General features: G+C 55.6%; 11 protein-coding genes and 2 pseudogenes. 6 read left to right on the forward strand and 7 right to left on the reverse strand.

Annotation, left to right across the window (positions count from 1 at the left end):
* Positions 1 to 65: 65 nt before the first annotated feature.
* A complete protein-coding gene (locus tag CCHOA_RS08815) occupies positions 66 to 503 on the reverse strand; it encodes a DUF2254 family protein (protein ID WP_123929596.1) in 438 nt (145 codons plus the stop codon).
* Positions 504 to 1,416: 913 nt separating this feature from the next.
* Between CCHOA_RS08815 and CCHOA_RS10960 the strand changes: the two genes are divergently transcribed.
* The gene (locus CCHOA_RS10960) at positions 1,417 to 1,572 is read left to right on the forward strand and encodes a hypothetical protein (RefSeq protein WP_245992309.1); all 156 of its coding nucleotides are present in this window, start codon (positions 1,417 to 1,419) and stop codon (positions 1,570 to 1,572) included.
* A gap of 417 nt (positions 1,573 to 1,989) precedes the next feature.
* Here CCHOA_RS10960 and CCHOA_RS11135 read toward each other — a convergent pair.
* Together CCHOA_RS11135 and CCHOA_RS08825 are read right to left on the reverse strand one after the other, a co-directional pair.
* Positions 1,990 to 3,807: pseudogene (locus CCHOA_RS11135) on the reverse strand (S8 family peptidase); the annotation flags it as partial.
* A gap of 48 nt (positions 3,808 to 3,855) precedes the next feature.
* On the reverse strand, positions 3,856 to 4,824 hold the full coding sequence (locus CCHOA_RS08825; protein ID WP_123929599.1) for an AAA family ATPase: 969 nt from the start codon (positions 4,822 to 4,824) through the stop codon (positions 3,856 to 3,858).
* Between the two features lie 280 nt (positions 4,825 to 5,104).
* Between CCHOA_RS08825 and CCHOA_RS11140 the strand changes: the two are divergent.
* A pseudogene (locus CCHOA_RS11140) lies at positions 5,105 to 5,368 on the forward strand (type IIL restriction-modification enzyme MmeI); the annotation flags it as partial.
* 312 nt (positions 5,369 to 5,680) lie between these two features.
* Here the strand turns inward: CCHOA_RS11140 and CCHOA_RS08830 are convergent.
* The 3 genes from CCHOA_RS08830 to CCHOA_RS08840 all read right to left on the reverse strand — a co-directional run bounded on the left by CCHOA_RS08830 (position 5,681) and on the right by CCHOA_RS08840 (position 9,780).
* A complete protein-coding gene (locus tag CCHOA_RS08830; protein ID WP_123929603.1) occupies positions 5,681 to 6,595 on the reverse strand; it encodes a carbohydrate ABC transporter permease in 915 nt (304 codons plus the stop codon).
* Entirely contained in the window at positions 6,592 to 7,527 is a 936-nt protein-coding gene (locus CCHOA_RS08835) for a carbohydrate ABC transporter permease (protein ID WP_123929606.1), read from the reverse strand. Before CCHOA_RS08835 ends, CCHOA_RS08830 begins: the two co-directional genes overlap by 4 nt.
* A 957-nt stretch (positions 7,528 to 8,484) precedes the next feature.
* On the reverse strand, positions 8,485 to 9,780 hold the full coding sequence (locus CCHOA_RS08840; RefSeq protein ID WP_123929609.1) for an ABC transporter substrate-binding protein: 1,296 nt from the start codon (positions 9,778 to 9,780) through the stop codon (positions 8,485 to 8,487).
* 1,031 nt (positions 9,781 to 10,811) lie between these two features.
* Here CCHOA_RS08840 and CCHOA_RS08845 point away from each other — a divergent pair.
* Positions 10,812 to 11,423, forward strand: coding sequence for a hydrogenase maturation protease (locus tag CCHOA_RS08845; protein WP_123929612.1), 612 nt, complete (start codon positions 10,812 to 10,814; stop codon positions 11,421 to 11,423).
* 495 nt (positions 11,424 to 11,918) lie between these two features.
* On the opposite strand, the gene CCHOA_RS08850 is transcribed toward CCHOA_RS08845, so the two are convergent.
* Entirely contained in the window at positions 11,919 to 12,272 is a 354-nt protein-coding gene (locus CCHOA_RS08850; RefSeq protein ID WP_123929615.1) for a hydrogenase maturation nickel metallochaperone HypA/HybF, read from the reverse strand.
* 540 nt (positions 12,273 to 12,812) lie between these two features.
* Between CCHOA_RS08850 and CCHOA_RS08855 the strand changes: the two genes are divergently transcribed.
* From CCHOA_RS08855 to CCHOA_RS08865, 3 genes are all read left to right on the forward strand, one after another.
* Complete coding sequence (locus CCHOA_RS08855; protein WP_123929618.1) at positions 12,813 to 14,144, forward strand: reducing hydrogenase subunit alpha; 1,332 nt, start codon at positions 12,813 to 12,815, stop codon at positions 14,142 to 14,144.
* A 131-nt stretch (positions 14,145 to 14,275) separates the two neighbouring features.
* Positions 14,276 to 14,584, forward strand: coding sequence for a HypC/HybG/HupF family hydrogenase formation chaperone (locus CCHOA_RS08860; RefSeq protein ID WP_123929621.1), 309 nt, complete (start codon positions 14,276 to 14,278; stop codon positions 14,582 to 14,584).
* 259 nt (positions 14,585 to 14,843) lie between these two features.
* The gene (locus CCHOA_RS08865; protein WP_123929625.1) at positions 14,844 to 15,110 is read left to right on the forward strand and encodes a HypC/HybG/HupF family hydrogenase formation chaperone; all 267 of its coding nucleotides are present in this window, start codon (positions 14,844 to 14,846) and stop codon (positions 15,108 to 15,110) included.
* Positions 15,111 to 15,161 lie beyond the last annotated feature (51 nt).

The raw sequence follows: 15,161 nt of genomic DNA on the forward strand, positions 1-15,161 counted from the left end.
TAACTCCAAGGGCAGGGTGTGGTTGTTTTTTCGCTTGCCGATGCTGGCTGGCATAGGTTGTGTGCCTAGCCCGTTCTGCCGGTGACCGCGTGGACGGTTTTCAACTTCCGGTAGGCGGCAGTAATAGGCTGCTTGTCGATCTCTGTTTCCACAGTGCGCATCGCATCCGAATACACAGCCTCACCATGGGCGTGCAGAAGCCCCACCCGCAAAGGATCGTTGACCAAGTTTTTCAAAGCAACAAACTGCTCCAACAGGGTCGTGTACACCACCACGGTGCCGGCAGCATTGCGACGAATACCAGAGAACATGGTTTCCACCAGCTCATCGAAGGTGACCACATCATGGATGAGTCGGAGCTGGTCGTCGACCTCAATGACACCATTTGGCAGTTTTCGATCCTCCAGCTCGTCGAGGATCTGAGAGAGCCGGCGGATCACATCGGTTGCCGTGTAAGGATCGTTCGTGCCAGGGCTTAACGCCCGCACAGCCACCTCCACCATTTGGCGTACCGCATAGGTGACATTGAGAGGTCCCCGTTTTTAGGTCCACTATGTTGTAGAGGATCTCACTGTTTTCAGCCAGCTTTGTTCATGCCAGCGAACTCCGCTGGGGTGCAATACCCCAGGAAAGAATGCCGGTGATAATGATTGTGTTCCGCATGAAAACCAGCGATGATCACACGGTAGCTCCAACAGTGATCCGAAATCGTTCCTGACCAGGCATTCGTAGGTTCTTAGACGATGAAACGACTCGACCACACCGTTATTCCACGGAGTGTATGGCGGGAAAAACGCCATACCTACAAGGGTTCCACACAACTGCATCAACCGCTGAGAGATACACCCCAAGGTCTCGACCGCCCGTAGCGTATCATCTATGTTTGTCAGGTTGCAGTGAGCCAAGTTACCAAATTTATTTAAGCCATGTTGCCATGGCGCAGGGATACTTCATCAGGGCATGTTTTAAACCTCCATGGCTCAGCTTTCTTTGACACGATCCGTACGTGGTGACCACCAGACTGTGGTGCTCGTATGCTGCAGCGATGACCTGGAACAACAAGTGAGTTCCCTGTGGTGTTACCCTCGTTTCGGCGACTACCCGGATCTATGGGGCACCGGAAAGCTTTGACCAGTTCAGGGGAATCGATCACCCGGTACCCGGTTTTAGGTTTTCCTAAAGATTCATGGCTGACAAACGGGGACCAGTCACGATTTTCGAAGACTGTTCATGAGAGTATCTGAATCGGGATTGGGGGTTCATGGGATTTGGGACTCCAAGCACCAAATCTCCTCAGACTGTGGGAATCTCAATCCCGACAGGAACCTTGAGCTGTGTAGCAATTGGGGTATAGAGATCCACGGCTTGCTTATTGGTTTGGAGGGAGACTAGCAATGAGTATCGAACCGGTAGATCTTGGCGATCTTTGTTTCTATTATTTTTCCACCAACCGCCTACGGGGTAGACGGCGATGTTGCTGCAATGAGCAAGCTCTACGCCCGGGCCGATCCACTCGTCTTGGTGCAGCGATCCAAGGTGCCGACCTCGCTCGCCCAAGAACCATCGTTGTGACTCATGCGAGCGTGATCCCACGTCTACACCCCGTGCTTCGCGGTTGACACGTCGAATGAAACTCGACTGATCCTCTGTTCGCCCTTGCAGATCAAATCGAAGACCGTGGGACGCGTACTGGTACTTGTTGCGCCATCCGCGTCGGGACGCGGATGGCTCCACGAAGTACGACAAGGTAATGCGGAGGCGCACTTCGGTCTCGCCGAGGCTCTGGAGTACATCTTTGGGCCACGGCAAGGGATGTAGGCGGAAAGAGCGAACAGAGTATTTGTTGCCACTGAACGGTACGAACTGGTCTTGAGTTATGAGTGTGACCGCGTTCAAAGCGGAGTTCAACACAGCATCTTCTGCTGGGACGCCCCATCCGAATTGGCGAAGGAGCTTCAGACGTCCATGCTTGGTACGCTCCGCACTGACCTGCTGTTTCATAGAGTCAGTCCACTCCGCTGAATGAGTAAGCAAGCCACGGACTGTCTCGGGCCAGTATGACGGGTACCGATCCCATACCAGAGCTGCCAATCGAGCGGCTTGGGCTGTGGCTGCGCTAGTCGCGTTAGCTGACGTTAATTCATTATCCGATCTGTGCCCAGTCGAGCGTAGCGATAACAAAGGCAGTCGATCTTCGAACATCGCTTCGCCGTCCCATAGGACGTTACCGCCTTCCATACAGATGTCCGGTTTAATAGGCCAAGGCGCGCCGAAGTCGACGGATGTTCTAGTGTGCGGTGAGATGTCTCCGGATTCCGCGACCACGTTCCAACCCGCATACTGTGGATGCGAGGGAATCTGAGTGAGTTCTGTGTAGGCACCGACGGTAAGCGCGTTCCACGCTTGGGCAGGATCCTGGATCGGTGATTCCATAGAGTTCTTGCGGTAATCAAACCTATAAACAGGCACATTTCCTGCCGCTACGACGAGGAGGCGGGTAGAGGCAAGATCAGGCTCTGATAGCAGCTGCAGTTCATCGCCCTCTCGGACGACGTTTGTGCCGACAGCCAGCGCGTCGACCGACGAAGACCAGAGGGTTGGTTCACCCGGCTTATCGGGGCTGGTGCTTAAAGTCAAGCAAAAAACGCGGGATCGCCTGGGCTGGTTAATCTCTGGCAGCGATACCGCTTCAGCTGTTGCCGGTCCGTAATCGAGAGGTGTCTTGGATTTCTCACCCCTGCCTGCCTTCATCCGCACGGATTCCAGTCGGTGGCGCAGAGTGACCCTATCCGTCCCAGTCAGTAATGGGTCGAGACTGCCGAACAAAGCGAGACCGGCCATCGCGGTACCGTGTCCAGAGGGGTGGACGTCAGCTCCCGACCCGCCGAAAATGGAGTACATGTCGTCAGACGACAATGAATCGGACAACAAAATGTGGGCACGAAATACCCCAGTATCTAGGAGGCACACGGTAGGCGTACTACCGGACCTTCGCTCTGCTGGAGCGTGTTCGACTCGATCTCTCAGATCCTCAACGTACTCAGCCTGGTCTTCTAGAGTTAGATCCTCAATTGTGTCGATGAACTGGGGTTCCCGAATTTCGGTGAGCGGAACAGAAATGAAAGGAAGTGTTTGTAAATCGTACCAGTTTGCTTTTACCCAGACGATTAGGCGATCTCTCAAACGGAATTGATTGGTTCTAACTTCGAGTTTGCTCCGAGCAATAAAGGTTTCCCAGTCAGCAAGGTGGGGACTATTCGCGTCAAGCCACAATTCCCACCACTTACATCCAGACTTGGGCGGTTCACCCTGAGACGTCCAAAGATCCTCGAGAACCACCGAACGTATGCGTGAGATATTCGCGACTAGTTCTTGATTCCTCGGCAGACCGTTTTTGGTTTTCTTCTCGTCGTTGAGGTAGTCCTCGAAGATTCTTAGAAAATGGTGGCGGAAGTCATCGGCCACCCAGACAGTCGCCGTCTCTGCTTTCTCGCCGGTGGATTCGCGAACCGATAGCAGGCACCACTTAGGTCTGCTTCCCCTTCCCCCAGTGTTGGCAGTTAGCGCCTCCAATTTTAGGGGGTGTGTGGAGTTCTCACCCTCGAGTACGATGATAGATCCCGTTGCCCGCAGTTCCTCATCGGAAAGGATTGCAGCCTCGTGTCGTTGTTTATCGTAAGTGACGAACGCCCGCTCGGTGGACTCTTTCAGTTTCGCCCCGTGATCAAACCGGTTAACGTGGCGTAGAGATCTTCCTTGGCCTCCACCTGCGCGATGAAAGTCTTTGGTTTCTACATGTCCTTGCACGGAAATATGGTCAAGGGTTCTGGTGAGTCTATCTGGATTGCGCTTGCATCAGTCAAAACTTGCTTGCCTCCGTGAGGAAAGTGCAATGATGAGATCGTCCCTATCTACTTGTTTTTCACCGCGCATAAGAACTGCTTTTGCCGCAGACTCTGCTGCCTTCACAAGCTCTGCATGGCTTAGCCCGGAAGTGTATTGTCCTAACCCAGCCATACTGGTGTTTCTAGCGAGTGTCCCGAGCCGAGCTTTCATGACGATGGTTGCCTGTCGTGCATCCGGCAACGAGTATGTGAGAACTGCATCAAATCGACGGAACAGTGCCCGGTCTAAGATCGAGCGATGGTTCGTTGCAGCGCACACAAGCGACTCAGAGCTTGTTTCCTCTAAAAACATTAGAAAAGAATTGAGGATCCTACGAGCTTCTCCGACATCGTTTCCCGAGCGATCAGCGCCCAAGGCATCAAACTCATCGAAGAGATACACTCCACGACGTCCGGCAACGGCATCAAAAACGAGGCGGAGCTTGCTGGCGGTTTCTCCCATGAATTTACTCAACAGACTGTCAAGTCTGACAGTGAACATAGGGACTGCCAGCTCGGTTGCAAGTACGGCAGCGGTCATTGTCTTACCCGTGCCGGGTGGGCCTTCCAAGAGCAATCGGTGAGCCGGAGTAAAGCCGTGCTCGAGAAGATTACTTCGTTGGCGCTGTTCAGCCAGTACTCGCTTAATCTGGGAGACGAGGTCAGTGGGTGCTACGAGTTCTCGCAGACGAACATCGGGATAGGTTGCTTGGACTAAATCAGCTAGTTCCCCACGAGGCTGCGCAAGCATGGTGATTTCTCTGACGGTTTTTTGTTCACGCGACGCATCGACTGCTTTCTTAATGTCGTTCGCAAGAACGTGATGACCGGCTTTCGCTTCGCGAGCGGCTACTTGGAGTGCAACTGAATAAAAGTTTGCGTCGTCACCAGCGGCATGACTGCGCACCATCGCTGCGACGTGCCGTCCGTTGCCGGCCATGGTGCACCTCCATGAGAGCTTCGTTCCGATGTGAAAAAGTGTGTGTATCTTAGGCAGACCGCTCACCTAAGCAACAACCAAATGAGCAAGAGCCATCGCGCATAGTCGAGGGGGTTTGTAGACGTGTTAAGGCTACCACGAGAATGAGAGGGATCTCGGCTTGATCACGAACCTGTTTTTTGGCTGCGAGCACAGGGTTTCGCGGTTCGTCACCGGGGTTGGGGGCACAAACTAGCTTCGGTTAGCTACCGAGGGTCCCCGTTTTTAGGTCCACAATGCGTGGCTGCGCACCGGCGCTGGACGTATGAAGTCGGATTACCGAACTTCCAATACCATCGTCTACAACAACTTTGTCTGGCCAAGAGCCGCCTCCCCAGAGCATACGACTGTTCCTGTGGAGGAACTTGTCAGCGATGAGCGGCGCGAAAATATTGAATCATGCGCACAGGCCGTGTTGGATGCTCGCGCCGCCTATGAGTGCGCAACTTTGGCGAGGACGAGACGAAAATCATCGCACACCTCTTCAACCTGTATTACCAGGTAACTTAGGCGGAAGGTCGGTCGTTCAACGCCGGAAGGATCGTCGCGGTACATCTGCGGGCGAGCGCGATTGGTCAAAGGCCTCAGGTGCAGTCGCACTGAGCGCTGCACAACGTTGGTCTACCACAGATACTTTGAGGGGTTCCACGGTGAGTGATCCTCCCAAGGGGAGTTGGATCAATCAAACCGTGGAACCCCTCACCGGCATAACATTGCTGACAGTGCCCGCAGTATTGCCGAGGTCGTTTGTTTGCCCGCTATTTCGCGCAGCCGAACCTCGGCGATTGTGCGTGGCGAAATAGTTGGGTGGGTCCTTCTAGCCCTTCACGGAACCGCTCATCAGCCCGCCGATAAAGTATTTACCCAATGCGATATACACCAACAGCGTCGGCAGCGAGGCAATAAGTGCCCCCGCCATCGAGGCGCCATAGTCTTGCATGATTGAGCCGTGTGCCAGCTCATTCAAGGCGAGGGTGACCGGGCCTTGCTGTGAGGAACCACCGAAGAACAACGCAAACAAAAAGTCATTCCAGGCACTGGTGAACTGCCAAATGAGCACCACCACAAACGATGGGATCGAGATTGGCAGCACCACAGAGAAATAGGTGCGCAGCATCCCGGCACCATCCACCCGCGCCGCCTCAATGAGGGAGGTAGGGATCGACTCGTAGTAGTTGCGGAAGATCAGGGTGGTGATCGGGATACCGTAGACGACGTGGAGGAAGATCAACACGCCGATGCCTTTATCAATCCCGAGGGTGACCATCATTTTCGTCATGGGAATCATCACTGCCTGGTAGGGGATAAACATACCGAACAGGATGAAGGTAAAGACGACATTCGCACCCGGGAACCGCCAGCGGGACAGCACAAAGCCGTTCATCGATCCTAAGATCGCCGAGATAATCGAGGCTGGAATGACCATCATCAACGACCGCCCCATGGCAGGGGCAAGATCGTGGAAGGCGTTCACCCAGTTGCTGAAATCGAGTGAGGTCGGCAGATACCAGGTGCGGGACGGGGAAACCTGGCTGGGATCTTTAAACGAGGTTACCAGCAGGACGTAGACCGGCATGAGCACGATCGCGAGAGAGAAAATGAGCAACGCATAGCGGATAGCGGTGCCAATACCGGTTGACCGGTGCTGCGCCGCACCACTGCCCCGACGTTTCGTGGCGGACTTTTTCGCCGTGGAAGATGCTGTTGAATTCGCTGCAGTGTGGGTGGTCATCGCCGATCCTCCCGCGAGTCATGGATGAGATAAGGAATCACCAGGGCAGCGACAATGACGAGCAGGATCGCGCCGACGGCCGCCGAGTTCGAGTAGTCAAGCACGTTCATGTAGGCGTACATATCCACCGCCGGAACGCGGGTCTGGAACCAATCTTTCGACGTGATCGAGATAATCAAGTCGAAGGACTTTAAGCTCATATGGCCGATAATGATGACCGCCGATAATGCAATCGGGGTAAGTTGCGGGAAGATAATGTGCTTATATAGCTGCCATTCGCTGGCACCATCGACTTTGGCGGCCTCCCGGAGTTCCTGCGGAATACCACGGAACCCTGCCAGGAACAGCGCCATCACATATCCGGCGAGCTGCCACACGGCGGGTACGACGATCGCAAGAATGCCGTACTTTAACGACTGTGTCCACTCGTTTTGGAGAAAGCCCAATCCCACCATCTGAAAGAGGCGGTTGAGACCAGTCGCCTGCTCCCCGGTGGAGGATGACAGCAACCAACGCCACACCACACCGGAGGCGATAAAGCTCACCGCCATGGGGAAGAGGAACACCGCACGGAAGAATCCTTCGCCCTTGATGGGTTTTTCCAACAGCCATGCCCATAAAAATCCCAGCAGCAGGGTGCCGCCAAGGAAGGCAAAGGTGAACACGATGAGGTGCCACAGGGAGGTTTGGAAGGCCGGGAGTCCGAAAAGATACACAAAGTTGTCGAAGCCGACAAAGTGGGATTCCTGCACCCCAGAGACCTGCGGGGCAGTATGTGTGTCAAGCATAGAGGTGTAAAAGTTCGCCCCAATGAGCCCATAGACGAAAATACCGACCAAGATCAACGAGGGGCTAATCAGGAGCAGCCCTGGACCCCAGTGTTTAATGCCGCCGGCTTTGCGCGGCCGGCGCTTGCCAGTTTGCGTAGCCATACTGTTTCTAAATACCTTTCTGGCTCGCCCAAGCAGCACACGTCCCGCCCGCAAGAAGCAACATTGTTCGCATGTGGTTGGGGGCGAGGATTTTTCCACCCCGCACACGTTCACGCGTCGATGACGTCATCTTCCCGGAAAAAAGTCCCACCTTGGTGACCTGACGGGTACCTCTCCTACCGCAACGGATCGATGCAGCAGAAGTGTTGGCGCTCTTTTCCCGGCCAACAAATCTGTCACCGCTAGCCGGTGAAAAGAAGCTACCGAGCGCACACCGGGAGTTCTCCGACAGGTGGAAGCAACACTGCAGGCTGGATCGTGCCCAGCTTGTTATTGGTTATTGTGTGCCAGCAAGACCACTGCTGGCACGTCTGTTCTCTACGCCCAGTGTAGTGCGCAGATCTGCAACTTTTTCACCTTTTCCGGAAGGAATTCCGCAATCCCGTATTGGTCATCTCTTTCGATCTGCTGACAGTGCCTTCATGAACCAATTGCGATAAGGGATGCTGCGACCCGGCCGCGAAGGGTGTCGGACAACCATCCACCAATGAACGAGGCTTCACCACGCTGACAAAAACGACCTTTGAACAAAACTGCAACCCCCGCATGCAGTCCAAAAAGCACTGCGCACCAACCGGTGACTGCTATGTCAGAATGCGGACACATTGTTAATAAGGTGCACTCACACACCTTGCAGATGACGCTCACACACCGTGCAGATTGCACTCACTCCTACCACCAACAGTGTGGTTATCGCGTTGTGTCGAACGACAGCACACCGCACTGCAACAGCGGGAGGACTGAAAGGCCAAAACGACGTCGCTGCGCTGCAAGCAATGAAAATGCTCACAGCGCAGCGACGTACTGCATTGTTAAGTTGTGCACTGCAGTTTTGCACCGCAGTACTGCTGTATGCCATGTAGCGAACTCGCAGAGTCGCTACCGGTTCATCCTGTTTTAGGCGGCAGCAGCGCTAGCGAATGCTTGCTGCAGACCTGCGATATCCAGCGCGCCGGAGTCGTACTGACCAAGCGCCGCCTTCATCTTCTCAGTGACAGGCAGCGGCAGGGCTGCACCGTGCGCAATCGAGGAAACGATGGTGTCCTTGCCGAAGTCTTTCATCGCGGACTGCTGATAGGCCGGGAATTCAGCGATCTCAGCATCGCTCAAGTCGGAGCGTGCCGGGATGGAACCCTTGACGGTGTTAAACGCAATCTGGCCTTCCTTGCTGGAGATCGTAGCCAACCACGCGTCGGTGCCTGCTGGGTGCTTGGCACCAACTGGCTTGGTAAAGGAGTCTGCGAGGAAGTCGAACACACCAACGGTGCCAGGGACTGGGAAGTAGACATAATCGGTGTCAGCTTTCTTGCCAGCCTCATCGAAGGCGGCCAAAGCCCAGTCGCCCATGACGTTGTAGGCAACACTGTCATCCTTGACCACACCAGCCATGGCAGGCTCCCAGTCTTGCGACCACAGACCCTTGTCGGTGAAGTTCATGATGGTGTCGAAATGCTCAAACGCCTTGGTGACCTTAGCGTCATCCCAGCTTAACGAGCCATCCATGAGCTTGTTGTAGTCGTCTGCACCAAGGTCAGCGATAAGGATGGTTTCCAGCAGCTGCAGCTGGGTCCAGGTGGAGCCAACAGAGATCGGCTGCTTGCCAGCATCCTTGATCTTTTCCATGTCGGCGATCCAGGCATCAATATCAGCAGCTGGAGTCTTGGGATCAAGCCCTGCTTCTTCGAGCACCTTCGTGTTTGCCCACACAACGTTCGCACGGTGCACGTTCGACGGCACGGAATAGATCTTGCCGTCCACGGTGAGACGCTCGACCAGGGAAGCTGGGAATGCTTCGTTTAGTCCCAACTCGTCATAGACACCGGAGACATCTTCTAGATAGCCTGCAGCAATATCGGAGCTCAGCTCCGCACCAGCGTGTGCCTGGTAGGTGTCTGGTGGCGTCTTAGCAGCGAGATCAGTCTGCAGCTTCTGCTTTGCCTGATCGCCGGAACCGCCAGAGATTGCCTGGTTGACGAACTCAATATCGGGGTTCTGCTCGTTAAACACCTTCACCAGTGCTTCGAGACCCTTTTTCTCTGAACCTGCCGACCACCAAGTCACCACATCGACTTCATTGGCAGCAGCAGCGCCGCTCTCCCCAGAAGAGGTGGTGGCCGAATCGTCGGATGAGCAAGCTACCAGCCCAGTCACCCCGAGGGTGGCGGCAGCCAGAATAGCAATAGTGCGTCGCATATGTACTCCTTATGCGCAAAGTGATGCCGGCGCGAGAATCACAAATAACGGTGGCACATGCTGCACCAAACGATCATCAGGCGCTCAACACTGAACACCCTTACCCTACCCGAGGCGGGTGCCCTCGTTGCTGGTTTTTCCTGAGAAATTCACCATTCGCACAAGTCATATATCGCAAATACCCCACCCGAGATCTTGCCCCCACATATGGGGATCCCACCTGCCCTTCCCCATTCCGTGTGGTCAACCAGTCATTTTACGATTAGATATCACCAATTGTGAAGGCAACCAGATACCTATTCACCGACCCGGCAACGTTGCCAATGCCACACCACCCACGCCCCAACCCGGTACTGACATGCGACTCCCCCTTAAGCATCGCAGCTGGGACGCTAGGCCATGCGCGGCAATGTGACAGACCAGAAGTGTTGGCCTGTGAAACCTCCACGAACCCGTGCAGTACAAGCACCCGGAAACTTGCCGTGTTCCAACGCAAATGACCCACATATGGCCATAGAAAAGGACGCCCACAACGTGCACTTCTTCCCCCCCCACTGCGCAGCCCGCTTACCGATGATCGCACCGACCACACCCAGCGGCCAGTAGGTGATGGGCGAGGGAAATAGCAGACCCCAGCATCGACAATCGTGTGAGGCCACAGTTCGACCTCCAGTGACTCCGGGATAGCCAATAGCCTCACAAAATGAAGTCATCGACTCACTGCAACACTTGCCGGCAACCGCGGTGGACAATGAAAAAAAGCCTGACCCATATTGCGGGATCGCTCCGCTCTACCGGGCAACGCTCCGGCGATGTTCCTGCACCGGAGGGTTCATGCATTCCCGGCCACCTGGCGGGTTGGCATCGGGCTTTCCCATCGCGACAACGCAGCCATCCGCCAGTCGAAAGTAAAAGTGATCCATAGACCCCAAGTCTGGGCCTTAAGAATCTTCCCTCCGAGTAGCGTTCCGCGATATCGTACATAGCAGCAGACACGTGCCGACGACACCCACAAAGAAAGCCGTTTCCCCATGACCGCTTGCACCAAACCATATCCAATTCTGGTGATAGGAATCGGCAACCCGATTATGGGCGACGACGGTATTGGTCTTGCCCTTCTTCGTCGACTGATGACTGTGGTGGAAAGCGGCGATCCAGCGACAGTGACACACTGCAACGAGGATGAAGACATTGCGCGTTGGCAACCAACCTGCAAACCAGGGGCAATCGACGAGGTAGCACACCCGGGTCTGCTGCAAGCAACCATGATTGACGGCGTGGGTTTTCTTGACGGTGGTACTGCTGGTCTTGAACTCGTCGACGCAATCGCCGACGCAGAGAAACTGCTAGTCCTGGATGCAGTCACCGGCCCTGGGGATACCGGTGACATTGTTGAACTGCATGGGGATCAACTGCCCCGGCTGCTCAAGACGAAACTCTCCCCGCACCAAGTCGGCCTGCTCGATCTGCTCGCCACAACCAGCCTTCTTGGTGCCACCCCCAGCGAAGTGGCAGTCGTCGGTATTGTTGCAGCGAACGCCGAGTTAGGGGTGGGACTCGACCCGCTGGTACAACAAGCACTGCCAAGGGCAACCCAGCGCGCATTCACACTCATTCGAAAGTGGCAGGCAGCCACGCAGTAATCACCTGTGATAAGGAGTCATCGCACCCCACTGTGCAACAACTCAAATGCTGCTGCCAGCTATTTCCGCCTCGGCTCGCCGCCACCTGCAATGCCCTGGTGTGGAAATTCGCCAATGCCAGTTGAGTTGTTTCGAATCTCGCAGTGCGGGTACTGCGTGTACACCAGCGTGTGTCTTCGACAACTCAATGCCGACGGTAATACGAAGATCATGTCCGCTGCTACCCCGCGACAAGCGTGGAAGGAGCACGCTTTGAACGCACTGCCACACCCCGAAGCGCGCAATCATAGCCTTCAGCAACAGTGAAAATAACCCTAGTCACAAGTGCTTTTGCGTCGCTCCCCACCGGCCAGTGGCCAACTGCACCACCCTTTGGCTCCGTTTTCGACCCCGTGGCTCACTCCGAGTTCCCGCTCAGCTCCTTGGCACTGCAGGGGCAAAGTGATTGTTGGGTCCATCTGTTTTGTTCCGGGTTTTTCCTTTTTCTGACGATCGTCAATCTTGCGGACTATCCGGCGTTTCCACGTCGATACTGCTGACTGTAAATTCCCTTCCCTGCCGCAAATCTGCCGTAGGCGTGTCACAAACCGGACAGGTAAGTGCAAAATATTCATCAATCGCTTGCAGCTGGGCACACTTCGGACACCAAACAGCCGCCTGATGATAATGCACCTGCAATGTTGCATCCGCACACACACCCCGGCGCGCCAGTGGCCAGGCTGCATGTAAGGATTCCACCACCACCCCGGCGAGGCTTCCAACTTCGAGGTGTACTGCGGTGACAGTCCGGCCGGCGGCGGCGTGTTCCACAGCGCCAACAACCCCGGTGAGCAGCCCTAGTTCATGCATACCGCTATTCAATCATGCCGTCTGTATCCTTGGAAGACTTCTGGGCAGGTGTGGGGTGAGTGTTTCGACCGCTGGACTGTGACAGTGCTCTACTGGGTGGGGCTTAGGTGGCGTGCGACGCACAGTAGCGGGGGTGTTCCCCGTTGCTGTGTGTGGCTTCTTCTTTCCTTGTACCTGGTGTTCTGCGGGTTGCACAGCTTGCTTGTACGAAGCTGTTGTGCTGCTTGGCCCCTTTGCCGTGCTGTATTGATGTCGTTGATGCCTCCTGCCAATGCTTTGGTTGCTCACACTCGTGGTTGCGTTGCAGGGAAGGTGTTGGTTCCTGCTGCGGTTTACGCGGGAAAACCAAGATCTCCGCAAAGCTACGGTGTTAGACTGCAGCAAGAAAGATGCCCTGCTCACGGCACCGATATTGGGCGATACCGGATCTTAGGGACTGCTCCTACTCTCCAGCGACCGGCATGGTATGTGTCGACTGCTAGCAGGCATGGGCGTTGCGACACACAGGCTTGTGTCCTGCAGAATGTGAAAGGATTCGCCATGGCTGCCACCACGTTGCACTTGGACGAATTCGTCGATCCCCATGAGGCGACTGTGGTGGTCACGCACGATGAGCAGGGAATGCCGCAGGTACGGTTCGACTTGTCTGTGTTGCCGAGGCTGGATCACCAATTGGTTGGTCAGCCGGTTACGGCTGTGCCGGATCTGGTGAAGCATTTATGTGGGATCTGCCCGATCGCCCATCATTTGGCTGGTGTCCAAGCCCTCGAGCGCTTGCTCGGCTATCATCATCTTCCGCCCACAGCGCTCCTCGTCCGGCGGCTGCTGGCTGCTGCCAGCCAATGTGAACAGCTTGCCCGACATGTGCTCAGTCACGATCCCGCACTTGCTCGCCGTCTCATTACTGTCGGAAAACTGGTGAAAACCGCGGCCGGTTGTGCCGGGCATTTCCCCGATGTGGCTATTCCCGGTGGGGTGCGGAATCCTGCTGAACCTGCGGCCTGTGAAGCTGCGCTTGCTGAAGTCACTGCTGTCCAACCACTGCTTTGCCAGGCTGCGGCTGCTGCAAGCAGTGGCGACACCCCTGATCCGATGCTGCGTTTTGGTGCCAGTATCAGACTGGTTGATAACCATGGCCATCGTGATCCGCTAGGTGAGGTTGCTGCTATTACCTTCCCCGGCGCGCCGACCCAGCACCTACCGGCTGCAGCGTTGGCTGATCATCTGCAAGAAACCTACCCTGGCCAACCGGCACCACGTCCAACCGTGGCACTGACCGGATATGAGCCAAGCCTGTACCGGGTAGGTCCCACCGCCCAATATCCTGATTCCCCAACCGCGCAGCATGCACTGTTCGCTGCGTTGGAAGACGCACTGGCAACAGCGGCAGCGATTTTGCAACACCCACAGCTCCTTGAAGGGGAACTACACGCCCCACCGTCACAGCCACCCGCGTCACGCGGGGTGGGGGTCGTCGACGGTCCGCGTGGATTACTGCTGCACGTCTACACTATTGCACCAGTAGACACCATCACCGAAGCTCAACAGGCGGTGCTCACACAGTGTCAGATCCTCACCCCCACTGCCCAAAACGAGCCTTGGCTCGCCTGGATGCTGACCACCAGCTACCAGCAGCACACCGCCGCCAAGGGTGATTCCGCAGCACACACCACCAACACTCCAAACAAGACAAACACCGCAGCGGCATCGTGCACATCGGCCGCATCAGCTACCACGGCCAGTAACACTGCCACCATCTTTGAGGCTGGAATTCGTACCGCCGACCCGTGCCTGCCCTGTACCGCCGCCCCACCGGGGGCTATGGGGGTGCGGGTCACATCCGCACCCCCAGGCAAGCCGGAAACCCCATAACATCTCAACCATCGCTGGTGGCAGCTACACCGGCTCGAGCAACCCGCCGACCGATCACGGCCGAATACGAAGAACGTTTGCTGTTCATTTTCCTCTACGAATTGCATTGTTGATACAGAATCGAGCATCCCATGTGCGTCGGAGTTCCTGGAAAAATCCTTTCCCTCACCGCCACGGATTCACCACTGCCTATGGCGATCATCGACATGGCCGGCACGACGCGGCAATGCTGTATCGCCTACACCCCGGAGGTCACCGTCGGCGACTGGGTACTGATACAAAATGGGTTTGCCCATTCGGTGTTAAGTGAACAAGACGCCGCACAAGCACTCACCGCCATCGCCGAACTTCGCCTGCTCGAACAGGGAAACCCTGCCCCACAGCAACCAGCCGCGCCACCACCGACTGGGATAAACACCGCCCTATCGGAGCGCCTGTGAATAGCACTCCCATACGTGAGCATCAGCAGCAACAATTGAACGTGTTACGACACAGCATTTACCAAGCACACACTGATCCTTGCCTGCTGCTGACTATCGCGGCACAGCACTGAGTACGGTGCACACCCCACCGTATTCCTAGTGTTTCTTGCTTATCTGATTACGCAATCACCAAAGCGCTTCCACCGAGCAACAACAATTCGCACACGAAGTAAAGACGTTCTTACACAAAAAGCCAGAACAGAAAAGGATAGACCCCATGTGTCTTGGAGTTCCCGCCAATATTGTGGAGATCCCCGAACCCGGCCGGGCGAAAGTCTCTATTGCTGGAGTGCTGCGCCAAGTCTCCACAGAGCTCATTGTCGAACCGTTGAAACCCGGCGACTGGGTGCTGATTCACGTCGGCTTTGCTCTTTCGGTGATTGACGCCGAGGAGGCAGCAACCACACTGCAACAGTTGCAACAACTCGGTGGTGACACCTTCGAAGACGAAGTAGCACAATTCTCGTCGAGCAAAATTGAATAACCCCTACAGCAACTCTTTGCTTGCTTTCCTTCCCCTGATATTGCACCTACT

Origin of the sequence: Corynebacterium choanae (assembly GCF_003813965.1) — a bacterium.
Taxonomy (GTDB): domain Bacteria; phylum Actinomycetota; class Actinomycetes; order Mycobacteriales; family Mycobacteriaceae; genus Corynebacterium; species Corynebacterium choanae.

Bases quoted from the DNA above. Each gene is read 5' to 3' on its own strand.
- CCHOA_RS08815 (WP_123929596.1), bottom strand. From the start codon at position 503: ATGGTGGAGGTGGCTGTGCGGGCGTTAAGCCCTGGCACGAACGATCCT.
- CCHOA_RS08825 (WP_123929599.1), bottom strand. From the start codon at position 4,824: ATGGCCGGCAACGGACGGCACGTCGCAGCGATGGTGCGCAGTCATGCC.
- CCHOA_RS08830 (WP_123929603.1), bottom strand. From the start codon at position 6,595: ATGACCACCCACACTGCAGCGAATTCAACAGCATCTTCCACGGCGAAA.
- CCHOA_RS08835 (WP_123929606.1), bottom strand. From the start codon at position 7,527: ATGGCTACGCAAACTGGCAAGCGCCGGCCGCGCAAAGCCGGCGGCATT.
- CCHOA_RS08840 (WP_123929609.1), bottom strand. From the start codon at position 9,780: ATGCGACGCACTATTGCTATTCTGGCTGCCGCCACCCTCGGGGTGACT.
- CCHOA_RS08845 (WP_123929612.1), top strand. From the start codon at position 10,812: ATGACCGCTTGCACCAAACCATATCCAATTCTGGTGATAGGAATCGGC.
- CCHOA_RS08850 (WP_123929615.1), bottom strand. From the start codon at position 12,272: ATGCATGAACTAGGGCTGCTCACCGGGGTTGTTGGCGCTGTGGAACAC.
- CCHOA_RS08855 (WP_123929618.1), top strand. From the start codon at position 12,813: ATGGCTGCCACCACGTTGCACTTGGACGAATTCGTCGATCCCCATGAG.
- CCHOA_RS08860 (WP_123929621.1), top strand. From the start codon at position 14,276: ATGTGCGTCGGAGTTCCTGGAAAAATCCTTTCCCTCACCGCCACGGAT.
- CCHOA_RS08865 (WP_123929625.1), top strand. From the start codon at position 14,844: ATGTGTCTTGGAGTTCCCGCCAATATTGTGGAGATCCCCGAACCCGGC.